This is a genomic window from Acidovorax sp. GW821-FHT10E03, from assembly GCF_059415205.1.
This window is the reverse complement of record NZ_JBWKMU010000003.1, coordinates 175,172-199,856: the sequence shown is the minus strand read 5'-3', so window position 1 is coordinate 199,856 and position 24,685 is coordinate 175,172. Positions and strand designations below refer to the sequence as shown.

Sequence of the window (24,685 nt, the reverse complement as noted above, 5' to 3'; positions counted from 1 at the left end):
CTGGCACCGGCGGCCCGCGCCCGTGGCGCCGCCGCGTGGCCCCGCGCGATAGTTCCTGCATTTCGCAACGGCTCGGTTAACATTCAGCGCGTTTCTTGTCCTGCCGCAATCCCTTCATGCCAGCCCCGCGGGGCTCCCTTACGCCGCTGCCCCGTTCCGTCTCCGTGCACAGCCCCACACTCGTCATTCTCGCGGCCATCCTGTCGGCGCTGGTTACCGCAGTGCTGTATGCCGTGTGGCATTTCAACAAGAACATCCCGGGCCTGCGGCTGTGGACGCTGTCATTCCTGGGCGCGTCGGTGTTCTGCGCCACGCTGCTGGCGCGCGAGCGGATGCCCGAAGTGCCGGCCGTGGTGCTGGCGCAGGGGGCCAATGCGCTGGCGGCCTACCTGTGCTGGCTGGGCAGCCGCGCCTACATGGGGCGCCCGCCCATCGCCCACCGGTATGCCGCGGCCGCCATCGTGTCGCTGGTGGCGCTGTCGGTGTATTTCACGGTGGCGCAGCCCCATCCCGGCGCGCGGTTCGCCCTGGCGGGCTGGTTCGCGGGCGTGTGCTTCCTGCTCACGGCGCGCACGCTGGCGCAGGGTGGCTTTCGCCGTGTGCCGGCGCGTTACCTGCTCGCGGGCGTCATGGCCTTCCATGGGGTGTGCGTGCTGGTGCGCCCCGTGATCTTCCGGCTGGCCGCCCCTTCGGATGCCGGCCTGCTGACGCAGCTGTCGCAGTTCGTGGTGCTGGAGGCCACGGTGGCCCTCGTGATGATCGCGTTTGGCGTGCTGATGCTGACCAATGAATTCGTGACGAGCGAGCTGCGCCACCTCGCCGAGATCGACCCGCTCACCAGCGTGTTCAACCGCCGCGCCTTCATCACGCTGCTGGACAAGGGCCTGAGCAATGCCCAGCGCACCCGGGCCGCGCTGCCCGTGCTGGTGATGGACCTCGACCACTTCAAGAAGATCAACGACACCGGCGGCCACCAGTGCGGGGACGACGCGCTGCGCCACTTCGTGGACCTGGCCCACCGCTGCCTGCGCCGGGAGGATGTGATGGGCCGCCTGGGTGGGGAGGAGTTCGCCATCTTCCTGCCCAACGCGGACGGCCCTGGTGCCGCCGGCGTGGCCGAACGCCTGCGGGCGCTGGTCGAGTCCGAGCCCATGGATGCCGAACGGCGTCGCGTGGCCCTGACCGTGAGCATCGGCATCACGCTGTCCACCAGCGGGGATTCGGCCGAGGCGGTGCTGCAGCGAGCGGACGAGGCGATGTACCTTGCCAAGGCGCGCGGGCGCAACCGGGTGGAGGTCGTGGCGCTGCCGGACGATCCCGTGCCGTTGAAGTGGCCGCGCCCCGCGGAGCGGCCAGGCACCGCGCGCAGCGCGGCGGTGCTGTAGCCAGCTTCCACCAGGCGCGCGTGCGGTCGCGCCGCCGGGCCCTGCCGCTTGCCTGATGGGCCTGAAACGCTGCCTGTGTCGGCTGCCCGACCTTCGGGCGTGCCGCCGCGCAGCGCGCCGCCGCACAATGGTGGCCTTGCCTCGTCCCGTCCATTCCCAGACCACCACCATTCCCCATGGCATTGAATCCCCTCGGCAGCAACCCGCTCGGCGGCGCGGGCCCGGGCACCGCGCCCGGTGCATCGCCGTCGGCGCCCGCAGCGCAGCGCAGGGCGTTCCTGGCATCCGGCACGGGGCTGGCCGCCCTGGGTGTGGCGGCGGCCGCCGGGGCAGGCTACCTGCTGTACCGGCCGGGCAACGACCGGCAACTCGTCTTTGGCACCCTGGCGCGCGCCATGCAAGAGGTCGAGCGCCTTGCGGGCGCTGCGGTCCAGCCGCTGGCGCCCGCCACGGCCTGGAACTGGCCGCAGACGCTGGAGCACTGCGCACAGAGCATCGAGTTCTCGCTGCGGGGCTTCCCGGCGCCCAGGTCGGCGCTGTTCCAGAACACCCTGGGTGCGGCTGCTTTCAACGTGTTTGCCCTGCGCGGCCGCATGAGCCACGACCTGGCGGAGCCCATCCCGGGCGCGCCCGCGCTGGATGCGTCCACGCCCGGGGCGTCGGCGGCCCTGGCCCGGCTGCGCCAAGCCGTGCAGGACTTCTCCGTGCACGCGGGGCCGCTGCACCCGCACTTCGCCTACGGGGCGCTGGACAAGGCGCAGTACGAGCAGGCGCACGCCATGCACCTGGCCAATCATCTGTCGGCGTTTGACGCAGGGGGCTGAGCGCGGGCTGCGCGGCCCTGTGCAGTTCCATGCCATGCGGATGCCGGCTGGATGCTATTGAAGTTATAGCTATTGGCGCTTGTCCAGAAAGCGCCAGAGGCATATTTCACCCGAATGTGCCCATTCTCTCTCAGCCCAGATCGTCAAAATCCCATTGGGCGCAGAGGGCGTCAAAGCGCAGGGCGTCCAGCACGCTCAGGAACACACCGGGTTCCGCAAGCTCCCCCTCGGAGTGCAGGTACCACACCAGCGCCTGCGGGCCCACGGTGAAGATGCGCAGCCCCGCCATGTCCACGACGGGCCGCGCCCGCAGGGCGTCCAGCAGCGACGCCAACTCGCCGGGCGTTGAGAACGCCCCGCACGTGCGCATGCCGCAGAACGGATAGCCGCCCTGTGCCATCTGGTAGTAGGAGACGGTGTGCAAAAACGCCTCCAGGCCCACGGCTTCCTCGAACCAGTCCGGGGAATCCAGGTCGGTGGTCTGCCACACCCGCTGCCGGGCATCGGTGGCCCACCAGCACACGCCCTGGTTCTCTTCCAGAAACAGCAGCTTGTCGCCCAGGCACTCCCAGTCTTGCGGCGGCGCAAACCGCTGAAAACCGGCCATCAAATCGGCACGCCTGCCCACGGCGGCGTAATAAGCGTGCAGGGCAGGGGGCACTGGGCCACCCAGGCGATGGCTTGCGGCGGCCAGTTCATCTTCCGGCAGCCCGTCTTCGGGGCTGACAGGGCGGCCCAGCAGCCAGGCCAGGGTGTCTGAAAGGGGCGGGGTGGTGAGGGCAGTCATGGGTGTCGGTTCAAGGGGCCGCCACGCGCGGCAGGTGCAGGCCGGATGTTCGGGTGGCGATTGATGCAGGTCAAGGGAGGGCGTGCTGCGGCTTGGGGTAACGCGGGGTGCAAAGCTACCATCCCTCGACGGGCCCAAGTGCCCACAAGGATGGACCATGAGCAAGCAATGGAAGATCGCTGCGGCTTTGGCCGTGGTGCTGCTGGGGGGAGGGCTGCTGCTGCGCTGGGCGCCCTGGCAGGCCAAGTGGCCAGGCCCCGGCTTCGTGAGCGGCAACGGCCGCATCGAGGCCACCGAGATCGCCGTGGCCACCAAACTCGCGGGCAAGGTGCTCGATGTGCTGGTGGCCGAGGGCGATTTCGTGAAAGCCGGGCAACCCCTGGCCCGCATGCAGATCGACAGCCTGCAGGCCCAGCGTGAAGAGGCGGTGGCCCGGCTGCAGCAGGCGCAGCTGGCCATCGGCAGTGCCCAGGTGCAGGTGGCCCAGCGTGATAGCGACTACCAGGCCGCGCTGGCCGTGGTCGCGCAGCGCGAGAGCGACCTCGACACCGCCCGCCGCCGCCTGCCGCGCTCCGAGCAGCTGGCGCGCGAGGGCTTTTTCTCCAGCCAGTTGCTCGACGACGACCGCGCCAAGGTGCGCAGCCAGCAAGCCGCTGTGACCGCTGCAAAAGCCCAGGCGAAGGCCGCGCAGGCGGGCATCGGTGCGTCGCGCACGCAGGTGACCAGCGCCGAGGCCAATGTGCGCGCGCTGCAGGCCACGCTGGCCCGCATCGATGTGGAGCTGGCCGACAGCGAGCTCAAGGCGCCGCGCGATGGCCGCGTCCAGTTCCGCGTGGTGCAGCCCGGCGAGGTGGTGGGTGCGGGTGCGCGCGTGCTGCAGCTGGTGGACCTGAGCGACGTGTACATGACCTTCTTTTTGCCTGAGACCGTGGCGGGCCGCGTGGCGCTGGGCAGCGAGGTGCGCATCGTGCTCGATGCCGCGCCGGGCTTCGTCATCCCGGCCACCGTGTCGTTCGTGGCCAGCACCGCGCAGTTCACCCCCAAGACGGTGGAAACCGCGAGCGAGCGCCAGAAGCTCATGTTCCGCGTGCGCGCGCAGATCGACAAGGCGCTGCTGCTGCGCCACCAGGAACAGGTCAAGACCGGACTGCCCGGCGTGGCCTGGCTGCGGGTGGACCCTGCGGTGGAGTGGCCCGCAGAACTCGCCGTCAAGGCTGGCCAGTGAACCCAGCGGCCGGCGCTGCACCCGTGGCCCGCCTGCGCGGCGTGGGCCAGCGCTACGGGCGCACGGTGGCGCTGGAGGGCATCGACCTGGAGGTGGCCGCCGGCCGCATGGTGGGCCTGATCGGGCCGGATGGCGTGGGCAAGTCCAGCCTGCTGGCCCTGGTGGCGGGCGCGCGGGCGGTGCAGCAGGGCACCGTGGAGGTGCTGGGCGGCGACATGGCCCAAAGCCGCCACCGCAGCCGGGTGTGCCCCCGCATCGCCTACATGCCCCAGGGCTTGGGCAAGAACCTGTACCCCACGCTGTCGGTGGAAGAGAACCTGCAGTTTTTTGGCCGCCTGTTCGGGCACGACGCGGCCGAGCGGCGCCGCCGCATTGACGAACTCACGCGCAGCACGGGGCTGTATCCATTCCTGGCGCGGCCAGCGGGCAAGCTCTCGGGCGGCATGAAGCAGAAGCTGGCCCTGTGCTGCGCGCTCATCCACGACCCCGACCTGCTGATCCTGGACGAGCCCACCACCGGCGTGGACCCGCTGGCGCGCGCGCAGTTCTGGGATTTGATCGGCCGCATCCGCGCCGCGCGGCCGGGCATGAGCGTGATCGTGGCCACGGCCTACATGGAAGAGGCGCAGCGTTTTGAATGGCTGGTGGCCATGGACGAAGGGCGCATCCTGGCCACCGGTACGCCTGCCGAGCTGATGGCCCGCACCGGGCACGATGCGCTGGAGCAGGCTTTTGTGGCCCTGCTGCCCGAGGCCAAGCGCCGGGGCCACCGGGCGGTGCAGATTCCGCCGTTGGACCGGTCGCAGGCAGACGACGCTGCCAACGTCGCCATCGAGGCGCGCGACCTCACCATGCGCTTTGGCGACTTTGTGGCGGTGGACCATGTGAGCTTTCGCATCCAGCGGGGCGAGATCTTTGGCTTTCTGGGCAGCAACGGCTGCGGCAAGTCCACCACCATGAAGATGCTCACCGGCCTGCTGCCCGCCAGCGACGGGCAGGCCTGGCTGTTTGGCCAGCCGGTGGACCCCAAGGACATGGCCACGCGGAGGCGGGTGGGTTACATGTCGCAGGCGTTTTCGCTGTACAGCGAGCTGTCGGTGGAGCAGAACCTGGTGCTGCATGCCCGGCTGTTCCACGTGCCCGAGGCCGAGGTACCCGCGCGCGTGACGGCCATGCTCGAGCGCTTTGACCTGCAGGCCGCGCGCGGCTCGCTGCCCATGAAGCTGCCGCTGGGCATGCGCCAGCGCCTGTCGCTGGCCGTGGCCATGGTGCACCAGCCCGAGCTGCTGATCCTGGACGAGCCCACCTCGGGCGTGGACCCCATGGCGCGCGACAACTTCTGGCGCCTGATGGTGGAGCTGGCGCGGCGCGACAAGGTCACCATCTTCATCTCCACCCACTTCATGAACGAGGCCGAGCGCTGCGACCGCATCTCGCTGATGCACGCGGGGCGTGTGCTGGAGAGCGCCGCGCCGCAGGACATCGTGGCCAAGCGCGGTGCTGCCACGCTGGAGGAAGCCTTCATCGGCTACCTGGAAGATGCCGCGGGCACGGCCCAGGCCCCTGTACCCGTGGAGGCTTCGGACCACACCAGGCTATCGGCTGTACCCACACCCAACGCCTCCACCTGGCCCACTCGTTTGCGCCAGAGCCTGGCCCGCATCCACAGCACCCAGTGGCGCGAATCTCTGGAGCTGCGCCGCGACCCCGTGCGGGGCGCCATGGCGCTGCTGGGCTCGCTGATCCTGATGTTCGTGATGGGCTACGGCATCAGCATGGACGTGGAGAACCTGCGCTTTGCCGTGCTGGACCGCGACCAGACCGCGCTGAGCCGCGCCTACACCCTGAACCTCGCGGGCTCGCGCTACTTCACCGAGCAGCCGCCGATTGCCACCTACGCCGAGCTGGACGCGCGCATGCGCTCCGCCGAGATATCGCTGGCGCTGGAGATCCCGCCCGGCTTTGCGCGCGACGTGGCACGCGGCCAGCCGGTGCAGATCGGTGCCTGGGTGGACGGGGCCATGCCCCAGCGCGCCGAAACCGTCATCGGCTACGCCCAGGGCCTGCACCAGCAATGGCTGGTGGAGCAAAGCCGCAGCCGCACGGGCGTGGTGCCCCGGGGCCTTCTGGAGGTGGAGCCGCGCTACCGCTACAACCCCGACGTGCGCAGCCTGCCGTCCATGGTGCCTGCCGTGATCCCGCTGCTGTTGCTCATGCTGCCCGCCATGCTCACGGCCCTGGCCGTGGTGCGCGAGAAGGAACTGGGCTCGATCATCAACCTGTATGTGACGCCCACCACGCGCACCGAATTCATGCTGGGCAAGCAGCTGCCCTATGTGCTGCTGGCGCTGTTCAACTTTGGCTTGATGTGCCTGGCGGCGGTGACGGTTTTTGGCGTGCCGATGACGGGAAGTTTTGCCACATTGACGCTGGCCGCCGTGGTGTTCAGCCTGTGCTCCACGGGCATGGGCCTCTTGGCCTCCACCGTCACGCGCAGCCAGATCGCGGCGATGTTCTTCGCCATGGTGGGCACCATCATTCCCGCCGTGCAGTTTGCGGGGCTCATCAACCCGGTGTCGTCCATGACGGGGTTTGCGCGCTGGGTGGGCGAGGTCTACCCGGCCAGCCACATGTTCACCATCAGCCGGGGCGTGTTCAACAAGGCGCTGGGATTGCAGGACCTGCAGGCCGAGTTCTGGCCCATGCTGGTGGCGGTGCCGGTCATCGTCGGTGCCGCCATTGCCTTGCTGAAGAAGCAGGAGACCTGACATGGCGTTGCGTGGACGGTGGTCCAACATCTTTCGGTTAGGCATCAAGGAGCTTTGGAGCCTGTGGCGCGACCCGGCCATGCTGTTCCTCATCGTCTACACCACCACACTCGCGGTGTACTCGGCGGGCATGGCGCAGCCCGAGACGCTGCACCACGTGCCCATTGCCATCGTGGACGAGGACGACTCGGCCTTGTCCCAGCGCATCGCCACCGCGTTCTACGCCCCCCAGTTCACGCGCCCCGCCATGATCAGCATGCGCGAGGTGGACCCGGGCCTGGACGCCGGCCGCTTCACGCTGGTGCTGCACATCCCCGCCCACTTCCAGCGCGACGTGCTGGCAGGCCGGGTGCCGCAGGTGCAGCTCAACATCGACGCCACGCGCATGGGGCAGGCGTTCGCGGCCAATGGGGCGGTGCAGCAGATCGTGCAGCTGGAGGTGGCCGAGTTCGTGCAGCGCGACCGCTCCGTGGCCGAGCAGCCCATCGAGCTCACGGTGCGCTCGCGCTTCAACCCGGCGCTGAACCCCGCGTGGTTCGGCTCGCTCATGGAGCTGATCAACATCGTGACCATGCTCTCCATCATCCTCACCGGCGCCGCGCTGATCCGCGAGCGCGAGCATGGAACGGTGGAGCATTTGCTGGTGATGCCCGTCACCCCGGGCGAGATCATGCTGGCCAAGGTCTGGGCCATGGCGCTGGTGGTGCTGGTCGCCACGTGGATTTCGCTCACGGCGGTGATCCGCTGGGCGATTGGCGTGCCCATCGAGGGTTCGGTGCCGCTGTTCCTGCTGGGGGCCACGCTGCACCTGTTTGCCACCACGTCCATGGGCATCTTCATGGCCACGGTGGCGCGCAGCATGCCGCAGTTTGGCTTGCTGATGGTGCTGGTGATGATGCCGCTGCAGATGCTGTCGGGCGGCGTCACCCCGCGCGAGAGCATGCCGCTGTGGGTGCAGTACGGCATGGCGCTGGCGCCCACCACCCACTTCACCGAACTGGCCCAGGCCATCCTCTACCGGGGCGCGGGCTGGGCGGTGGTGTGGCCGTCGCTGGTGTGGCTGCTGGGGATTGGGGCCGTGCTGTTCAGCCTGGCGCTGGCGCGGTTTCGCAAGACGATTGCGCGCATGGCGTAGATGCTTGTAATGCTATGGAATGTGTAGCTGCCTGCGCTTGATACATAAGCGCGAGAGGCTAATTTGATGTGAAATTCACGTTGTCGGGCCGCCCCGGCAGGTGCAGTTGGGCCACGGGGGGCGGGCTGCTGGCCAGTAGCTTGCCGCGCCGCCACACGCCCAGGCGCGCGGCGCGCAGGCGGATTGCTTCCACGGGATTGCGTGCGTGCAGCAGCACGAAGTCGGCATATGCGCCCGGCTCGATGCCGTAGCCCTCCAGCCCCAGCAGCTTGGCGGGATTCACCGTCACCGCATCAAAACACTGCCGCATCGCGGCCTGGCTGGTCATCTGCCCCACGTGCAGGCCCATGTGCGCGGCCTCCAGCATGTCGGCGCTGCCGCCGCTGTACCAGGGGTCCAGCACGCAGTCGTGGCCGAACGCCACGGTCAGGCCCGCGGCCATCAGCTCGGGCACGCGGGTCATGCCCCGGCGCTTGGGGTAGGTGTCGTGGCGGCCCTGCAGCGTGATGTTGATGAGCGGGTTGGCCACCACGCCCAGGTCGGCCTCGGCCATCAGCGGGATGAGCTTGCTCACGTAGTAGTTGTCCATGCTGTGCATGGAGGTGAGGTGCGAACCCGTCACGCGGCCCTGCAGGCCCAGGCGCTGGGTCTCAAAGGCCAGGGTTTCGACGTGGCGTGACAGCGGATCGTCGGATTCGTCGCAGTGCATGTCCACGCGCTTGCCCTGGCTTGCCGCCAGTTCGCAGAGGACCTTCACGCTCTCGGCGCCCTGGGCCATGGTGCGCTCGAAATGCGGAATGCCGCCCACCACCTCCACGCCCATATCCAGAGCCCGTTTCAGGTTGTCGAGCCCCCCCGGCGCGCGCAGCACCCCGTCTTGTGGGAAGGCCACGAGCTGCAGGTCCAGGTAGGGCGCCACGCGCTGTTTCACATCCAGCAGGGCCTGCACGGGCAGCAGGCTGGGGTGGCTCGTGTCCACATGGCTGCGAATGGCCAGCAGTCCGCGCGCCACGGCCATGTCGCAATAGCGCAGGGCGCGCTCTACGATGGACTCGTGCGTCAGCATCGGCTTGAGCTCGCCCCACAGTGCAATGCCTTCGAGCAGCGTGCCACTCTCGTTCACGCGCGGCTGGCCGTAGCTCAGGGTCGAGTCCATGTGGAAATGCGCGTCCACGAACGGTGGGCTGACGAGCAGGTCGCCCGCATCCACTGTTTCGTGCGCGGGGGCTTGCAGGCCCTCGGTCACCTCGGCGATGCGGCCGTCCTGCACGGCAATCGACATGTTCTGGCGGCCGTCGGGCAGGGTGGCGTGGGTGATGAGCAGGTCGAGCATGGTGGGGGCGTCTGGTGTCGGGGTGTCGGGTTTTTTCAAGACCGTGGCGGGCTTTGTGCCTAAGCTGGGTGTCTCACAGGGCGCATCTATTTCAGCGCATTTTTGCAAAGGCAGTCTTCATGCAATTTGGCTACACCATTCTCTACGTCGAAGATGTTCCCAGGACCATCGCTTTTTATGAGGCCGCCTTCGGCTTCACCCGCCGCTTCGTGCACGAGGCCGGCGACTTCGGCGAGCTGGACACGGGCGCCACCGCGCTGGCCTTCTCGTCGCTGCGGCTGATGGCCGAGCTGGGCAAGAACCCGCAGCGCGCGTCGGCAGAGGCGCCCAGTTTCGAGATCGCGTTCACCACCACCGACGTGGCTGCTGCCGTGCAGCGCGCGGTGGATGCCGGTGCCCGGCTGGTGCAGGCGCCCGGGCAGATGCCCTGGGGCCAGACGGTGGCCTATGTCGCGGACATCAACGGTGCGCTGGTGGAGCTGTGCACGCCCATGGGGCCGCCCGCCGTTTGAACGGTCGTGGTGGCGCAGGCGTAGACGGTGGTGCCGGCCCCGGGGCGTGGGTTTCACATGAAATTCAGCCATAGCCCGCCTGCGCCACCGTGGCCAGCAGTTGTGGTGTGCGGCGCAGCGCTGCAGGCGTCTGCCCGAGCCAGCGCAGACAGTCGCGGTGGAAGTGGGCTTGGTCGGCGTAGCCGTTGTCGGCTGCAATCTCCGCCAGCGGTTTGGCCGTGCCGAGCGCCTGCGCTGCACGGCGCACGCGGGCCAGCGCGCGCCAGAAGCGGGGCGATTGGCCGGTGGAGCGTTGGGTCAGACGCTCCAACGTGCGTTCGGACACCCCTAGGCCGTGTGCTGCCGCGCCCACCGTGGCTGCATGCGCCAGCGCGTGTAGCGCCTCTTGGACGCGTGGGTCCCTGTCGGTGTGGTGGTCGATGGCCTCCAGCAGCAAGGCTTCCAGCGCCGTGGTGTCGTGGCCCAGGCCGCAGGAGCGTGGCCCAGCGCGGCGCCTGTGCTGGTGCCAGATGGCCCGTGCGGACTGCAGCAATGCTGCTGCATCGATGGTGGTGCCGGGACACAGGCGGTAGCCCAGCCACTGCTCGCCAGCGCGTCCGGGCACCTCCATGGCAGCGTCGGCCAGTGGTGAGACATGCCAGGCGGAGTGCCCGCAAGCCTCCACATGCAGGATGAGGTCGCTGCAGCCATCGGGCAGCACCGTGGTGGCACTGGCATCGGTGGTGTCGAACTGCCAGCGCGCCAGCACGGTCAGTGGCAGCAAGGGGCTGGTGCTGAGAGAAGGCGGCACGTCTGGCATGGCAGGCCCGCCGTCAGCGCTTTTGTGTGGTGCGAAAGCGCACCTCGCCCGGGTTGTGTCCAGCGTCGATGGTGATACGGAACACACTGTCGTCATGGCCAGACTGCGCCCGCGCTGTGAAGCGAATGCCCCGGCGCGTGGGCAGGCAGCTCATCTGGCTCAGGGTGATGGCGGCATGGTCGTTGTTGATCTGCGCAAAACCCTCGGTGTGAACCGCGGCGGCGCTGTCGGTGCGGTCCCGCGCGATCCACTGCAGGTAGAGAAAAGACTGCGCGTAGCGCGTGGCGTGCACGATGCGGTACGTGCCGCCGCCTTCACCCGGCTGCACCGGGGCGGGCCACTGACCGCAAACCTTGACCCAGTCCACATCGGGCGCGGCGGTGAAGGATTCATACGGCATGTCTTGCCCCAGCGCGTGGGCATGCCCCGCACAGGCCAGCAGCGCGGCCGCCAGCCAAGGCGCGATGGGGCTGGGCGCGCGCCTCACCGCTCGCCCTTGCGGTAGGGCTTCATCAGCGCCTGCGGGTACGCTGCCTTGCGCGCCACCAGCACCAGGGCCAGTATGGAGAGCAGGTAGGGCAGCATCAGATACACCTGGTACGGAAGCCACGCGCCGCCCGCCTGCTGCAGCCGAAGCTGCAGCGCATCGAAAAAAGCGAACAGCAGCGCGCCCAGCAGTGCCTTGCCGGGGCGCCACGAGGCGAACACCACCAGCGCGACGCAGATCCAGCCGCGCCCGTTCACCATGTTGAAGAAGAAAGCGTTGAACGCCGACAGCGTGAGGAAGGCCCCCGCCACACCCATCAACGCCGAGCCCGCCACGATGGCCCCCGTGCGCGTGGCCGCCACCGGGATGCCCTGGCCCTCGGCGGCCTGCGGGTTCTCGCCCACCATGCGCACGGCCAGGCCCAGCGGCGTGCGCATGAGCACCCAGGCCAGTATCGGCACCAGGGCCAGCGCCAGCAGCGTGAGTGGCGTCTGCGCTGAGAGAATGGGCACGCCCAGCCAATCCATGGCGGCGAAAGGCTCGATGGTGGGCGGCGTGTTCACCTTCGGAAAGCTCACGCGGTAGCCGTAGTAGCTGAGCGCCGTGGCCAGCAGCGTGATGCCCAGGCCCGAGACATGCTGCGACAGCGCCAGCCCCACCGTGAGCCAGGCATGCAGCAGCCCGAACACGCCCCCCGTGAGCGCCGCCACCAGCACCCCGGTCGACAGGCCGTGCCCGGCGTACACCGTGAGCCAGCCCGTGAAGGCGCCCGCCACCATGATGCCCTCGATGCCCAGGTGGAGCACGCCGGCGCGCTCGCACAGCAGCACCCCGAGCGTGCCCAGGATGAGCGGCGTGGCCACGCGCAGCGTGGCGATCCAGAAGGCCGGATTGGCCAGGATGTCGAGGAGTTCGGTCATTTCCACCTCACCCGGTACTGCGTGAGCAGGGTGGCGACGAGCACCGCGATGAGCGAGGTGGCCACGATCACGTCGGCGATGTAGGTGGGCACGCCCACCGCGCGGCTCATGCTGTCGGCACCCACCAGCACGCCGGCCACGAAGGTGCCCGCCGCGATCACGCCCAGCGGGTGCAGCCCGGCCAGCATGGCGATCACGATGCCGCTGTAGCCATAGCCCGGCGACATGTCGAGCGTGACGTAGCCGGTGCGGCCCGCCACCTCGATGGCACCGGCCAGCCCCGCCAGCCCGCCCGAGAGCAGGGCCACCAGCACCACGGTGCGGGTGATGGGCACGCCGGCAAACGCGGCGGCCCGCGCATTGGCACCGGCCGCGCGGATGTCGAAGCCCGGCACCGTGCGCCGCAGGATGGCCCAGAGGATCAGTGCCAGGCCGATGGCCCACAGCAGTCCCGTGTGCAGGCGCGTCTGCGGCACCAGCCTGGACAGCTCCAGGTCTCCCTGCAGCGCCACGCTCTGCGGCCAGCCCATGGACAGCGGGTCTTTCATGGGACCGTCGAGCAGGGCCGAGACCAGCAGCAGGGTGATGAAGTTGAGCAGCAGCGTGGTCACCACCTCGTCCACCCCCAGGCGCGACTTCATGAGCGCCGGGCCCAGCAGCAGCAGGGCGCCGGCCAGGGCCGCCGCCAGCATCATCGCCGGGAACAGCAGCCAGGGCGACCATTCCAGCCCCGTGCCGCCATGCAGGCCGCCCACGGCCACGGCGGCCAGCGCACCGGCATACAGCTGCCCCTCGGCACCGATGTTGAACAGCCGGGCGCGAAAGGCCACGGCCGCGGCCAGCCCGGTCAGGATCAGCGGCGTGGCGCGCGTGAGGGTTTCGGTCAGCGCGAAGACCGAGCCGAAGGCGCCCTTGACGAGCAGTGCATAGGTCTGGCCCACGGGCGCGCCGGCCCACAGCACCAGCAGGCCGCTGATGACGAGGGTGAACACCACGGCGCCCACCGGCGCCGCCACGTAGGCGGCGGGGGAGATGTGGTTGCGTTTTTCAAGCCGCATGGGTCGGCGCTTCGTGGGGAATGGAGGGCATCGGATTACCATCCGCGGCGGAGAGGTTCGGCTTGCTCCACGCAGGCCGCCAATAACGGGAGAGAGAGATCATGCAAAACCTGGTGTGGGGATGGCTTGGGCGCATGTTGCTGTGCGGCGCGCTGGCGCTGGGCTGCGCAGGTGCCATGGCACAGGCATTGACCGGCGAGGGCCCGGCAACGGCTGCGCCGGTCGCCCCGCCGGACCTGCCGCTGAAGAACGAAGCGGAATACACCGCCGACATCAACGAATGGCTGGACCACACACGCAGGCTGCAGGAAGAAGGTCGGGTGCGGCACAGGCGCATCACCATCGGCGTGGTGTCGGCCCTGGTGGCAGGCTTTCTCGGCCTGCTGCTGCATACCTGGCGCAGCGGCCGGCCCATGGCCTTCAAGATCAGCCGCGTGCTGCTGTGGGCGCCCCTGTTCCTGTTGGCGGGGGTGTTGTTCTTTCCATCCATCATCCTGATGGTGATGGGGTGTGCGCCCGTGATGCTCGGCGTGTGGTGGCGGCGCGCCCTGTCGTGGTGGGAGCTGTCCATCGCCTCCGCGCTGTACCTGCCGGCCCTGGTGTTCACCTGGCTTGTCTTCAGGACACTGGCTGGCATGGGCGGCGGGTAAGGGCCCGGGCGCTGAATCGGCGCCTGCGCAGTCACGGGGTTTCCTCCGCGCTGCTGGCCGCGCCCGCCATCGCCAGCCCGATGGCCTCGCGCGTCCAGCCCTCTGCGGGCCGCGCTGCGCTCAGGTGCCCCTCGTGCATCACCGCCACGCGGTCGCCCAGGGCCAGCACCTCGTCGAGATCGTCCGAGATCAGCAGCACGGCGGCACCGCCGTCGCGCGCGTTGATGAGCTGCTGCTGCACGAAGGTGACGGCGCCGATATCGAGCCCCCAGGTGGGCTGGTGGGCCACGATGAGGCGCGGCGCAGGGGCGCTCTGGCTGGCGTCGTAGGGCGGCAGCAGGGCGCGGCCCAGGATGAGCTTTTGCATGTTGCCGCCCGAGAGCGCGCGGGCAGGGGTGTCGGGCCCGCCGCCGCGCACGTCGAAGGTCTCGGCCACGCGCTGGGCATGCTGGCGCGCGGCGCCGCGCTTGACCCAGAAGGCCCGGAACCAGGGGTGGGCGAACCAGTGGCTGCGCAGGCGTTCGGACACGGCGTTCTCCCACACCGGCAGGTCGCCCACCACGCCCACGGCATGGCGGTCCTCGGGGATGCGGGCCACGCCCTGGTCCACCACCCAAGCCGGGCGGGCCTGCAGCGGCGTGCCCAGCAGCGTGATCTGGCCGGCGGTGGCGGCGCGCACGCCGCACAGCACATCGGCCAGCGCCACCTGGCCATTGCCCGAGACACCGGCGATGGCGACGATCTCGCCGGCGTTCAGGGTGAGCGACACCCCCTGCAGCCGGTCGCGCCCGGTGGGGGCGGTGGACACATCGGCCAGCGTGCACACCGGCGCACCCACGCTCCGGGCGGGGCGGCGTTCGCTGGCCTCGATGGTATGGCCCACCATCCACTGCGCGAGCTGGCCTTGCGTGGTGCCCTGCGCGGGGGCCTCGGCCACGAGCTTGCCCTGGCGCAGCACGGCCACGCGGTGCGAGACGCGCAGCACCTCGGCCAGCTTGTGGCTGATGAAGATGATGGACAGGCCCTGCGCCACCATCTGCGCGAGCGTGTCGAACAGCGCTTCGCTTTCCTGCGGCGTGAGCACGGCGGTGGGTTCGTCCAGGATGAGGATGCGCGCGCCCCGGTACAGCGCCTTGAGGATCTCGACGCGCTGGCGCTCGCCGACCGAGAGGCCGCCCACCAGCGCCTCGGGCCGCACGGGCAGGCCGAACTGGCGGGACACCGCCAGCAGGCGCTCGCGCGCACCCGCGCGCCGTGAGAAGGGCTGCCACAAGGGTTCGGTGCCCAGCAGCACGTTGTCCAGCACCGTGAGGTTGTCGGCCAGGGTGAAATGCTGGTGCACCATGCCGATGCCCGCCGCCAGCGCCGCGCGTGGCTGGCCGGGCGGCAGCGGCTGGCCGAAGACCTCGATGTGGCCCGCGTCGGCCACGTAGTGGCCGAACAGGATGGACATCAGCGTGGACTTGCCCGCCCCGTTCTCCCCCAGCAGTGCCAGCACCTCGCCGCGCTGCAGCGCAAGGCTGATGCCGTCGTTGGCTACCAGCTTGCCGAAGCGTTTGGTGATGCCCTGCAGCCGCAGGACGGGGCCGGAGGGGTCCGTCATTTCCAGTTTGAGAGAAAGGCCAGCAGCACCTTGGCGGAATTGGCCGCCGCCAGGCCCATGAAGGTGCCCATTTCATTCTCGCCTTCGCCACCACCGGCCAGATCGCTCAGCGAGCGAAAGGCGATGTAGGGCACGCCGTTGCTGTGGGCCACCATGGCGGTGGCGGCGGTCTCCATGTCGAGCACATTGGCCTCGAAGGTCTTGAACGCGTATTCGCGGAAAGCCTTGTTGTCCACGAAGGCCTGGCCCGACACGCCGTTGCCGCCCACCACGAGCTGCGGACGCTGTTTCAGGCAGGTGCTGGCCAGGCAATGCGCCAGGCCCACGTCCTGCAGGCCGCGCGCGGTGGCCAGCATTTGGGGGTCCGCCTCAAACCAGAACTGTCTGGTGATGCCGGGCTTGGCCGCCGACCTCACCTCGACCGGGCGCGGGTGCATCATGCCGAAGGCGGGCATCGTCAGTTCGCTTTTCATCCACGCGGGGGCGCTGTACTGGCCGGGCTGGTCTTCACGCGCCATCAGCCATTCCATGTACTGGCCCCACTGCGCGGGCACGGTCACGTCGCCAATGTGCAGGCCGGGGTTCACGCCGCCGGCAATGCCGGAAAAGACGATGTGGCTCACGTTGAAGCGGTCCAGCACCAATTGCGTGTTCATGGCCGCGTTGGTCATGCTGATGCCCGACAGGAACACCACCACGGGCTTGCCCGAGAGCGTGCCGGTGGTGAATTCCACGCCGTTGACGCTGTGCCTGGCCGGCTGCTGCACCTGGGGCAGCAGCACCGTCAGCTCGGGTGCAAAGGCCGAGATGACGGCGATGCGCGGCGTGCTGTCCAGCCGTGCCGCCTGGCCCGGCGCGACCGCGGCGCAACCCGCCACCAGCGTGGCCAGGGCCAGGGCGCCCAGCAGGCGCATGCACCGCGCGGCCAGGGCGGTTGTCTCGGGGCGGTGGGAAAGCGGTGCGGGCATGGCGCTCCTTGTCGGGAAAAAGAAGAAAAGGAAAAATCGTACAGCGCAGCGCAGCGCACGGCGGCGCAGGCCACAGCGCAGCCGGTGCCCGCGCGCCGGGGTGCCTACCTGGCCGTGGACTTGGGCTGGCTGTCGTCCACCTTCACGCTGAACTTGCCGGCCAGGATGTCGGCCTCCTTGGCCTTGACCTTGGCCACGATGTCGGCGGGCACCTTCTTCTCGAACGTGCCCAGCGGCGCCAATTCAGAGCCCTTGTGCTTCATCATCGAGTAGGGGCCGTAGTCCTCGGCCGTGAACTTGCCGTCCTTGACCAGCTTGAGGGCGCGTTCGATGCTGGGCTCCATGTGCCACAGCGCGGAGGCGACCACGGTGTCGGGGTACTTGTCCTGGGTGTTGATCACGTTGCCGATGGCCAGCTTGCCCTTTTCCTTGGCCGCGTCGGACACGCCAAAGCGCTCGGCATAGAGCACGTCGGCGCCCTTGTCGATCATGGCGAAGGTGGCTTCCTTGGCCTTGGGCGGGTCGAACCAGCTGTTGATGAAGGTGATGGTGAACTCGACCTTGGGGTTGGTCTCCTTCGCGCCGGCCATGAAGGCGTGCATCAGGCGGTTGACCTCGGGAATGGGGAAGCCGCCGACCATGCCGATCTTGTTCGTCTTGGTCATGCCGCCCGCGACCATGCCGGACAGGTAGGCGGGCTCCTGGATGTAGTTGTCGAACACGCTGAAATTGGGCGCCTGCGGCTTGCCCGAGGAGCCCAGCAGGAACGAGGTCTTGGGGAAGTCCTTGGCCACCTTGCGGGCGGCGGTCTCCACCGCGAAGGCCTCGCCCACGATGAGCTGGTTGCCGCCGGTGGCGTACTCGCGCATCACGCGCTCGTAGTCGGCGTTGGAGACGTTCTCGCTGGCCTTGTATTCGATCTCGCCGCGCGCTTCGGCGGCCTTCAGGGCCTTGTGGATGCGGCTCACCCACTGCTGCTCGTAGGGCACCGTGTAGATCGCCGCGACCTTGAGCTTGGACTGCGCGTGGGCCAGCGAGGGTGCCAGGCCCATGGCGGCCGAAAGGGCCATGGAAGTGCAGAGCAGGCGTCCGGTGAAGATGCGGCGAGTGGTCATGGTGGAGTCCTTTGCGTCGGTGAGTGGGCGGGAAAATGGCTGTTTGGCAGTCCGAGTGCTTGTAAGCAAAAAATATGCACGCTCATGATAGGCGCTGTCTGTGTTGTCGGTGTGGGTTGACATCCCGTTTCAAAAAATGGGCAACCGTTGCATATAGAGTCGCGGCAAGTTACGCCTCTTACGCCTAGCATCCCGGTCACATAAGAAAAGAGGGGATGCAATGATCGAGCAGCAGGGGAGTGGCGCGGCCGCGCCGTGTGGGGTTGTTGGTGAATCGGCAGCACGGGATGGCAGGGGTAAACAGGAGGCAAACCCGGCCGATTCCCTTGCATGTCTGTGCGTCCTGGCCCGCTTCCACCAGATCCCCGCAGACCCGGCCACGCTGGCCCACCAACTGGGCCTGCAGCCCAGCCAGACTACCAGCACCGAAGACCTGCTGCGCGCCGCCAAGCATCTGGGCCTCAAGGCCAAACTCTCGCGCACGACAATCGAGCGGCTGCAGTTGTCGCCCTTGCCCGCCCTGGCGCTGATGCGTTCGGATGATGGTGCTGTCCGCACAGTGGTCCTGGCCCAATGCGATGGCCAGCGCGTGCTGATTCAAGACCCGGCCGCTTCTGGTGGCGGCTCCCGCCCGGTCATCGAATCCCTGAACACATTCGCCGCCCAATGGAGCGGCGAACTTGTTTTGGTGACCAGCCGCGCCAGCCTGGCGGGCGAACTCGCCAAGTTCGACTTCTCCTGGTTCATCCCCAGCCTCATCAAACACCGCAAGCTGCTGGGCGAGGTGCTGCTCATCTCCTTCATGCTGCAGCTGTTCGCCCTGGTCAGCCCTTTGTTTTTCCAGGTGGTGATGGACAAGGTGCTCGTACACCGGGGCGTCACCACGCTGGATGTGCTCGTCATCGGCCTGGTGGTGGTCGTGGTGTTCGAGAGCCTGCTCAATGCCCTGCGCACCTACGTCTTCAGCCACACCACCAGCCGCATCGACGTGGAACTGGGCGCCCGGCTGTTCCGGCACCTGGTGCAGTTGCCCCTGGCGTACTTCCAGGCGCGGCGTGTGGGCGACTCGGTCGCCCGCGTGCGCGAGCTGGAGAACATTCGCAGCTTTCTTACCGGCAACGCCCTCACCGTGGTGCTGGACGTGTTGTTCTCGGTAATCTTCATCGGCGTGATGCTGTTCTACAGCGTGCCGCTGACCCTTATCGTGCTGGTGAGCCTGCCGCTGTACTTTGGCCTGAGCCTCGCGGTAGTGCCCATCCTGCGAAGGCGGCTCGATGTCAAATTTGCCCGTGGTGCAGAGAACCAGTCCATGCTGGTGGAGACCGTCACCGGCATCCAGACCGTGAAAGCCAGCGCGCTGGAACCCAGCTTCGCCCGCCGCTGGGACAACCAGCTGGCCGCCTACGTCAGCGCCAGCTTCAGAACGCAGAACCTCGCCAGCTGGGCCCACGAAGGTGTCAACCTCATTGGCAAGCTGGTGAACGCCGCCACCCTCTGGTACGGCGCCCACCTGGTCATGGGCAACGAACTCACCGTGGGCCAGTTCGTGGCCTTCAACATGTTTGCCCAGCGCGTGGCCCAGCCCATCATGCGCATGGCCCAGCTGTGGACCGACTTCCAGCAGACCGGCATCTCCATGGCCCGCCTGGGCGACATCCTGAACACCCGCACCGAGGTGCCCCCCAGCAGTGCCGCCCAGTTGCCGCCCATCAAAGGCCGCATCACTCTGGACGGCATCCACTTCAGATACCGCCCCGAAGCCGCCCCGGTGCTCGGCGGCGTCAGCCTGGACGTGCGCGCCGGCGAAGTCATCGGCATCGTGGGCCGCTCCGGCTCCGGCAAAAGCACCCTCACAAAACTGGTGCAACGCCTGTACACCCCCGAGCAAGGCCGCATCCTGGTCGACGGCATCGACATCAGCCTCATCGACGCTGCCCAGCTGCGCCGCCAGGTGGGCGTGGTGTTGCAGGAGAACCTGCTCTTTAACCGCAGCGTGCGCGAGAACATCGCCATTGCCGACCCCGCCGCCCCCATCGAAGCCGTGGTGCACGCCGCCCAACTGGCCGGCGCCCACGACTTCATCAGCGAACTGCCCGAAGGCTACGACACCCTGGTGGGCGAGCAGGGCGGCAGCCTCTCTGGCGGGCAGCGTCAGCGCGTTGCCATTGCCCGCGCCCTGTTCACCAACCCCCGCATCCTCATCCTGGACGAAGCCACCAGCGCCCTCGACTACGAGTCCGAAGCCATCATCCAGCGCAACATGCAGCACATCTGCCAGGGCCGCACCGTGCTCATCATTGCCCACCGCCTGAGCGCGGTCAGACACGCCCACCGCATCATCGTCATGGACAAGGGCCGCATCGTCGAAGCCGGCCCGCACGACGCCCTGATCCAAAAGCAGCAAGGTTTGTATGCCCACCTGTGGCGCATGCAACACGGCAGCCGGGCGGAGCCACCACCAGCCCCCAGTGGCGGCAGCAACCCTGCCCAGCAAGAGGTGGCGGCATGAACAGCACCACAACAACCGTGCACACGGCGGCAAACCTGGCCGCACCGGCAGCCCCGCGCCACCCCGCCACCGAACTGCTGTCCCGCTACCGCGCCATCTTCAAAGCCGCCTGGCAGCATCGCCATGAGCTGGCTGGCCCCGCCCGGCTGGCCGACGAGCAGGCCTTCCTGCCCGCCGCCCTGAGCCTGCAAGAAACTCCCGTCCACCCCGCACCCCGGCGCATTGCCTTTGTGCTCATGGCGCTGTTCCTCATCGCCCTGGCCTGGGCCATCTTCGGCAAGATCGACATCGTGGCCGTGGCCCCTGGCCGCATCATCGTGAGCGACCGCACCAAGGTCATCCAGCCGCTGGAGCGCAGCGTGGTGCAGCGCATCCTGGTCAAAGACGGCGACCACGTAGAAGCAGGCCAGCCCCTGGTGGAGCTGGATCCCACCACCGCCCAGGCCGACAAAGCCAGCCTGCACGAGACCCGCAAGGCCGCCCAGTCCGACTGGCTGCGCGCCCGGGCTTTGCAGCAGGTGCTATTAAAACAAGAGCTGGTAGCGCACACCCATCAAGCGCTAGATGCCAAAAAAGCTCTAAACCAAGACACCCCGGCAGACTGGACAGCCGCCGACAAAGCCGACACCCAGGCCCAACTGGCCGCCGAGTGGAGCGACATCACCGCCCGCCTGGCCAAGCTGTCTGCCGAACATCAGCGCCGCCAGGCCGAGATGGCCACCGTGCGCGCCATGATCGGCAAGCTCGAAGCCACCGTGCCCATCGCCCGCCAGCGCGAGCAAGACTTCCAGGCCCTCACCGCCCAAGGCTTCATGTCTGGCCACGCCAACCAGGACCGCACCCGCGAACGCATCGAGCTCGAACGCGACCTGGCCACCCAGCAGGCCCGGCTGCAGGAAGCCCAGGCCGCCCTGCGCGAAGCCGAGCACACCCGCAGCGCCTACCTGGCAGAAAGCCGCAGAGCCCTGAGCGAACGCCAGGCCCAGGCTGACCTCAAGCGCCACCAAACCGGCCAAGAACTCACCAAGGCCACCCAGCGCGAGCAACTCGCCACCCTCACAGCCCCCGTGGCCGGCACCGTGCAGCAACTGGCCCTGCACACCGAAGGCGGCGTGGTTACCGAAGCCCAGGCGTTGATGGTCATCGTGCCCGATGCGGCCAGTATGAGCGCCGAGGTGACGCTGGAGAACAAGGACATCGGTTTTGTGGCACCGGGGCAGGACGTGGCCATCAAGCTGGAGACGTTTCCGTTCACCCGGTACGGCACTGTCAAGGCCAGCGTGGACAAGGTCACGCGGGACGCGGTGAATGATGAGAAACGGGGCGCGATCTTCCCGGCGACCCTGAAGCTCAACCAGACCAGCATTGATGTGGACGGTAAACAAATCAAGCTGGCGCCGGGGATGAATATCACAGCGGAGATAAAGACCGGGCAACGGAGAGTTGTCGAATACCTGCTCAGTCCGATTCAGCGGGCGGGCAGTGAGAGTTTGAGGGAGCGGTGAATATTATTGTTAATGATGTGGTCAATGCGAAAATATCAATGAAAACGAATGACATAACTTTTAAATTCAAGGATTTCTATCTTGCATGGACGAGTTTTATTATTGCTTTTGTACTCGTGGTGCACGTGCTTGCAGAGATTGCAAAGGGCGAAGTCCGGATGGCATGGGTCGCCTTCGCGATTTGGGGTGGTGTATTGTTGTTGAGACTATTTTTGGTCGTTACTTCGCCAAAAGAAATTTCTATATTCGCATTTAGTAGGATGATAAGAATAATGCCCAGAAGACGTTGGCAGAGAACGATTGACCTATCGTTGTGTGGCTTGCTGTGTGTTGATCGATCAATAACCGTTGGAAGATTCCCCATGGTTCGTGTTTGCCTAAAATTTTATGACGGTCGAGTGGAGGAGATTTATTTTAGACCGAGTGTAAAAAGGCTGGGATTTTTCTCTTTTTCTAGTGAGAGTATTCCAGTGGAGGTAGAGGATCTTGTTGTTGAACTGAAGCATTATGAGGAGCATGGTGTATGAGTAGCGTGATTAACGTTGGAGCAATATTTGGTGGCGGAAGAGATGTCTATGATGGTGTGTCAAATATTGTTAATGGACAATCAATTGTTCGGGATAACAATTCTATCGGAGGGAATGCTTACGGTGTTTTTTCCGGGGCTCTTGGAATTGTTCAGGAGCTGACCAAACCGGGGTCGCCATTTAATTCGGCAGCAGCAGCGACATCTCCAATATTGGCTGTGGTAAACGTTGCATCAGCGCTAGATGATTATAGGAGTGCGGTAAATTCGGGGCAATCTGATGCGATAATTAGTTCATATCTCGGATTTGCTGCAGCGCTTGGCGACTTGCTTGCAACGATTCCCACGCCTCAAACCAAAGGGCTTGGCATTGCCTTAAAGCTGATGGCTACCTTTGCTAAGGATGCTTGGGATTCTGGCTATCGTCCCAATGGGGATAATCCCATTGATGCGCCGCCAGGTGCGTATATACCAAACGGTGAATATGAATTCGATTTCTGGCGAATCCCTGGAAGCCAGCTTTCGAAAAATGGCTGCATATCAAACGTAGTCCTCAGTAACCCCGACCCCCTCGTCAAAGACATCAAATACGTCATGGTCGACCCCCTGGTCCTGGACCTGGACGGCGACGGCCTAGAAATCACCCCCCTGTCCCGAGGCGTTCAGTTCGACGGCAACGGTGACACCATCCGCACTGCGACCTCCTGGGTGCAAGCCGACGACGGCCTGCTGGTGCTGGACCGCAACGGCAACGGCGTCATCGACTCTGGCCGGGAACTCTTTGGCGACGAAACCCTGCTGGCCGATGGCAAAAAGGCTGCCCACGGTTTTGCCGCCCTGGCCGAACTGGATGTGGGTGGTGCTGCAAACGCCACTGGTGGCGCAGGCGATGGTCTGTTCGACGCCAAGGACGCCCAATACACCAACGTGCGCATCTGGCGCGACCTGAACCAGGACGGCATCAGCCAGGCGGGCGAGATGCAGACCCTGGCCGAGGCGGGCATTGCCAGCGTCAAGCTGAGCAGCACCAAAACAGCCACCAGCTATGGCGATGCGCAACTGGTGCAGTCCGGCAGCTTTACCCGCACCGACGGCAGCGAAGGCCAGGCGGGCAGCTTCATCCTGGCGCAGAACAACGCGGTGACCACCCACCCGCCAATCGCCATCAGCGCAGAGGCGGCGGCACTGCCCGGCCTGCAGGGCAGCGGCTGGGTGCGCGGGCTGCAAGAGGCGGCCACGCTGGACCCGGGCTTGATCGCCCGGTACACCCAGGCCCAGGGCGCGGGCAACCGTGCGGGCTACGTGGGCAGCGTCAGCGAAATGCTGCTGGAGTGGGGCGGCCGCTCGGACTACATGACAGCAAGCAAGGTGGCGATGGAGGAAGACGGCGTGGGCCTGATCCTGCGCAACCCGGCGGACGAGCAGGAGGCGGCCTGGATGTACGTGGCCGTCAAGGCCGACCGGCTGACGCGCGAGACATTCCGCAGCGGCCTGTCGACCGAAGACAGAGCCAAATTCGACGCCATGCGCTCGGGCATGGTGGGGCAGTTGGAAAAGCTCTACACCTACGAAGCATTTACGGGCTACACCTTCCTGAGATGGTCCGACATCGAACCGCGTTACGCTCCCCCCAGCAACGGGGCGGGCACGGGGCGGCCTGTCACCGTCGATACGCCACTGTCGCAGGTGATCCAGGAGAAGGCCCACGGCCTGCCGGCCAGCGTGCCGGGCTACAGGATCGTGGTGATCCCGCCCCCCCTGGTAGGCAAGCCGCACATTGAAATGCTGTGGGACCGGCTGGTGGAGGATGCGAGCAAGAACATGATGCCCTCCGTGCGGCTGTCGCAGTATGCGGACATGGTGCAGCTGAACGTGTCGGAAGCAGGGGTGGAGCTGGACTTCTCGCAGATGGACGCGGCGCTGGAGGTGGCCAGCACGGCCGATGCACAGGAAGGGGCTGCGATGTTCCTGGACCTGTACCGGGCCTATGGAGAAACCTTCACGGCGGCGGGCTGGAACGGGGCAGAGAAGCTGCGCACGCTGATGCAAACAGGGGTGGCAGGAAACACGGCGATCCATGATGCATTCAAAGCGGTGGGTTTGAACCTTGTGGGAGCGTCGGCGGTGAAAGGCACCGTCAATGACGACAGCTATGCGGGGGACGCCAATGCCAATACCTTCAATGGGGATGCAGGTAATGACTTCCTGGATGGTTTGACGGGGGATGACATTCTCTCTGGGGCGATGGGCAACGATGTGCTGCTGGGCGGTGATGGCAAAGACACCCTGAGCGGGGGGGATGGGGCGGATACGCTGGAGGGTGGAGCGGGCAACGACACGCTCCAAGGCGACTTTGGTTCGGACACATTGATTGGTGGGGAGGGCAACGACATCCTGTATGCGATGGGTGGCTTTGGCGGCGGTATTGCAGGAGATGCAGACACCCTGGATGGCGGAGTGGGCAATGACCTGCTTTGTGGTGGCTATGGGAGCCAGACCTATCTGTTCGGGCGGGGTGATGGTCAGGACTCAATCACCAACTTCGCTTACTCGCAGAGCTCGGTGGACCCCACGGT

General features: G+C 66.9%; 20 protein-coding genes. 11 read left to right on the top strand and 9 right to left on the bottom strand.

All coding sequences use genetic code 11. The features are described from left to right. Positions 1–116: 116 nt before the first annotated feature. Both AC07OD_RS06725 and AC07OD_RS06720 read left to right on the top strand, forming a co-directional pair. A complete protein-coding gene (locus AC07OD_RS06725; RefSeq protein ID WP_218294844.1) occupies positions 117–1,385 on the top strand; it encodes a GGDEF domain-containing protein in 1,269 nt (422 codons plus the stop codon). A 176-nt stretch (positions 1,386–1,561) separates the two neighbouring features. After that, on the top strand, positions 1,562–2,209 hold the full coding sequence (locus tag AC07OD_RS06720; protein ID WP_218294845.1) for a DUF1569 domain-containing protein: 648 nt from the start codon (positions 1,562–1,564) through the stop codon (positions 2,207–2,209). Positions 2,210–2,339: 130 nt separating this feature from the next. Here the strand turns inward: AC07OD_RS06720 and AC07OD_RS06715 are convergent, their stop codons facing one another. Beyond that, complete coding sequence (locus AC07OD_RS06715; RefSeq protein ID WP_218294846.1) at positions 2,340–2,996, bottom strand: hypothetical protein; 657 nt, start codon at positions 2,994–2,996, stop codon at positions 2,340–2,342. A 157-nt stretch (positions 2,997–3,153) separates the two neighbouring features. Between AC07OD_RS06715 and AC07OD_RS06710 the strand changes: the two genes are divergently transcribed. Genes AC07OD_RS06710 through AC07OD_RS06700 form a run of 3 tightly spaced genes read left to right on the top strand, consistent with a single transcriptional unit; the run spans position 3,154 to position 8,124 of the window. After that, positions 3,154–4,221, top strand: a complete 1,068-nt coding sequence (locus AC07OD_RS06710; protein WP_218294847.1) for an HlyD family secretion protein — start codon at positions 3,154–3,156, stop codon at positions 4,219–4,221. Beyond that, on the top strand, positions 4,218–6,989 hold the full coding sequence (gene rbbA / locus AC07OD_RS06705; protein WP_218294848.1) for a ribosome-associated ATPase/putative transporter RbbA: 2,772 nt from the start codon (positions 4,218–4,220) through the stop codon (positions 6,987–6,989). Before AC07OD_RS06710 ends, rbbA begins: the two co-directional genes overlap by 4 nt. A 1-nt stretch (position 6,990) precedes the next feature. Then, on the top strand, positions 6,991–8,124 hold the full coding sequence (locus tag AC07OD_RS06700) for an ABC transporter permease (RefSeq protein WP_369642555.1): 1,134 nt from the start codon (positions 6,991–6,993) through the stop codon (positions 8,122–8,124). Between the two features lie 58 nt (positions 8,125–8,182). On the opposite strand, the gene AC07OD_RS06695 is transcribed toward AC07OD_RS06700, so the two are convergent. Further along, positions 8,183–9,457 (bottom strand): amidohydrolase family protein, encoded by a 1,275-nt coding sequence (locus tag AC07OD_RS06695; protein ID WP_218294850.1) that lies wholly within the window; start codon positions 9,455–9,457, stop codon positions 8,183–8,185. A 119-nt stretch (positions 9,458–9,576) separates the two neighbouring features. On the opposite strand from AC07OD_RS06695, the gene AC07OD_RS06690 reads away from it, so the two are divergent. Next, positions 9,577–9,969: a VOC family protein gene (locus AC07OD_RS06690; protein WP_218294851.1), complete on the top strand. Its 393-nt coding sequence runs from the start codon at positions 9,577–9,579 to the stop codon at positions 9,967–9,969. A gap of 64 nt (positions 9,970–10,033) precedes the next feature. Here the strand turns inward: AC07OD_RS06690 and AC07OD_RS06685 are convergent, their stop codons facing one another. The 4 genes from AC07OD_RS06685 to AC07OD_RS06670 are packed head-to-tail and all read right to left on the bottom strand — an operon-like array spanning position 10,034 to position 13,233. Further along, the gene (locus AC07OD_RS06685) at positions 10,034–10,768 is read right to left on the bottom strand and encodes an AraC family transcriptional regulator (RefSeq protein ID WP_494595768.1); all 735 of its coding nucleotides are present in this window, start codon (positions 10,766–10,768) and stop codon (positions 10,034–10,036) included. Positions 10,769–10,781: 13 nt separating this feature from the next. After that, a complete protein-coding gene (locus AC07OD_RS06680; RefSeq protein WP_492245332.1) occupies positions 10,782–11,255 on the bottom strand; it encodes a hypothetical protein in 474 nt (157 codons plus the stop codon). Continuing rightward, positions 11,252–12,175: an ABC transporter permease gene (locus AC07OD_RS06675; RefSeq protein ID WP_494595766.1), complete on the bottom strand. Its 924-nt coding sequence runs from the start codon at positions 12,173–12,175 to the stop codon at positions 11,252–11,254. The genes AC07OD_RS06680 and AC07OD_RS06675 overlap by 4 nt, the downstream gene beginning before the upstream one ends. Further along, a complete protein-coding gene (locus AC07OD_RS06670; RefSeq protein ID WP_492805024.1) occupies positions 12,172–13,233 on the bottom strand; it encodes an ABC transporter permease in 1,062 nt (353 codons plus the stop codon). The genes AC07OD_RS06675 and AC07OD_RS06670 overlap by 4 nt, the downstream gene beginning before the upstream one ends. 101 nt (positions 13,234–13,334) lie before the next feature. On the opposite strand from AC07OD_RS06670, the gene AC07OD_RS06665 reads away from it, so the two are divergent. Continuing rightward, a complete protein-coding gene (locus tag AC07OD_RS06665; RefSeq protein ID WP_494595764.1) occupies positions 13,335–13,883 on the top strand; it encodes a hypothetical protein in 549 nt (182 codons plus the stop codon). 31 nt (positions 13,884–13,914) lie between these two features. Here the strand turns inward: AC07OD_RS06665 and AC07OD_RS06660 are convergent, their stop codons facing one another. The 3 genes from AC07OD_RS06660 to AC07OD_RS06650 form a co-directional block, all read right to left on the bottom strand. Beyond that, the gene (locus tag AC07OD_RS06660) at positions 13,915–15,486 is read right to left on the bottom strand and encodes an ABC transporter ATP-binding protein (protein WP_494595762.1); all 1,572 of its coding nucleotides are present in this window, start codon (positions 15,484–15,486) and stop codon (positions 13,915–13,917) included. Beyond that, positions 15,483–16,454, bottom strand: a complete 972-nt coding sequence (locus AC07OD_RS06655; protein ID WP_369642549.1) for a 5'-methylthioadenosine/S-adenosylhomocysteine nucleosidase — start codon at positions 16,452–16,454, stop codon at positions 15,483–15,485. Before AC07OD_RS06655 ends, AC07OD_RS06660 begins: the two co-directional genes overlap by 4 nt. 104 nt (positions 16,455–16,558) lie before the next feature. After that, positions 16,559–17,569, bottom strand: coding sequence for a BMP family protein (locus tag AC07OD_RS06650; protein WP_218294858.1), 1,011 nt, complete (start codon positions 17,567–17,569; stop codon positions 16,559–16,561). 220 nt (positions 17,570–17,789) lie between these two features. On the opposite strand from AC07OD_RS06650, the gene AC07OD_RS06645 reads away from it, so the two are divergent. The 4 genes from AC07OD_RS06645 to AC07OD_RS06630 form a co-directional block, all read left to right on the top strand. After that, complete coding sequence (locus AC07OD_RS06645; RefSeq protein ID WP_218341160.1) at positions 17,790–20,078, top strand: type I secretion system permease/ATPase; 2,289 nt, start codon at positions 17,790–17,792, stop codon at positions 20,076–20,078. Next, positions 20,075–21,583: an HlyD family type I secretion periplasmic adaptor subunit gene (locus AC07OD_RS06640; RefSeq protein ID WP_218341161.1), complete on the top strand. Its 1,509-nt coding sequence runs from the start codon at positions 20,075–20,077 to the stop codon at positions 21,581–21,583. The genes AC07OD_RS06645 and AC07OD_RS06640 overlap by 4 nt, the downstream gene beginning before the upstream one ends. Further along, positions 21,580–22,110, top strand: coding sequence for a hypothetical protein (locus AC07OD_RS06635; RefSeq protein WP_218341162.1), 531 nt, complete (start codon positions 21,580–21,582; stop codon positions 22,108–22,110). The genes AC07OD_RS06640 and AC07OD_RS06635 overlap by 4 nt, the downstream gene beginning before the upstream one ends. 593 nt (positions 22,111–22,703) lie before the next feature. Then, a partial coding sequence (locus tag AC07OD_RS06630; RefSeq protein ID WP_494595758.1) for a calcium-binding protein occupies positions 22,704–24,685 on the top strand: 1,982 nt, incomplete at its 3' end.

What these genes read in the sequence shown, in the direction of transcription:
- AC07OD_RS06690 (WP_218294851.1), top strand. Translation starts at nt 9,577, where the DNA reads ATGCAATTTGGCTACACCATTCTCTACGTCGAAGATGTTCCCAGGACC.
- AC07OD_RS06645 (WP_218341160.1), top strand. Translation starts at nt 17,790, where the DNA reads ATGATCGAGCAGCAGGGGAGTGGCGCGGCCGCGCCGTGTGGGGTTGTT.
- AC07OD_RS06725 (WP_218294844.1), top strand. Translation starts at nt 117, where the DNA reads ATGCCAGCCCCGCGGGGCTCCCTTACGCCGCTGCCCCGTTCCGTCTCC.
- AC07OD_RS06700 (WP_369642555.1), top strand. Translation starts at nt 6,991, where the DNA reads ATGGCGTTGCGTGGACGGTGGTCCAACATCTTTCGGTTAGGCATCAAG.
- AC07OD_RS06660 (WP_494595762.1), bottom strand. Translation starts at nt 15,486, where the DNA reads ATGACGGACCCCTCCGGCCCCGTCCTGCGGCTGCAGGGCATCACCAAA.
- AC07OD_RS06695 (WP_218294850.1), bottom strand. Translation starts at nt 9,457, where the DNA reads ATGCTCGACCTGCTCATCACCCACGCCACCCTGCCCGACGGCCGCCAG.
- AC07OD_RS06670 (WP_492805024.1), bottom strand. Translation starts at nt 13,233, where the DNA reads ATGCGGCTTGAAAAACGCAACCACATCTCCCCCGCCGCCTACGTGGCG.
- AC07OD_RS06715 (WP_218294846.1), bottom strand. Translation starts at nt 2,996, where the DNA reads ATGACTGCCCTCACCACCCCGCCCCTTTCAGACACCCTGGCCTGGCTG.
- AC07OD_RS06720 (WP_218294845.1), top strand. Translation starts at nt 1,562, where the DNA reads ATGGCATTGAATCCCCTCGGCAGCAACCCGCTCGGCGGCGCGGGCCCG.
- AC07OD_RS06655 (WP_369642549.1), bottom strand. Translation starts at nt 16,454, where the DNA reads ATGCCCGCACCGCTTTCCCACCGCCCCGAGACAACCGCCCTGGCCGCG.
- AC07OD_RS06640 (WP_218341161.1), top strand. Translation starts at nt 20,075, where the DNA reads ATGAACAGCACCACAACAACCGTGCACACGGCGGCAAACCTGGCCGCA.
- AC07OD_RS06665 (WP_494595764.1), top strand. Translation starts at nt 13,335, where the DNA reads ATGCAAAACCTGGTGTGGGGATGGCTTGGGCGCATGTTGCTGTGCGGC.
- AC07OD_RS06650 (WP_218294858.1), bottom strand. Translation starts at nt 17,569, where the DNA reads ATGACCACTCGCCGCATCTTCACCGGACGCCTGCTCTGCACTTCCATG.
- AC07OD_RS06710 (WP_218294847.1), top strand. Translation starts at nt 3,154, where the DNA reads ATGAGCAAGCAATGGAAGATCGCTGCGGCTTTGGCCGTGGTGCTGCTG.
- AC07OD_RS06685 (WP_494595768.1), bottom strand. Translation starts at nt 10,768, where the DNA reads ATGCCAGACGTGCCGCCTTCTCTCAGCACCAGCCCCTTGCTGCCACTG.
- AC07OD_RS06675 (WP_494595766.1), bottom strand. Translation starts at nt 12,175, where the DNA reads ATGACCGAACTCCTCGACATCCTGGCCAATCCGGCCTTCTGGATCGCC.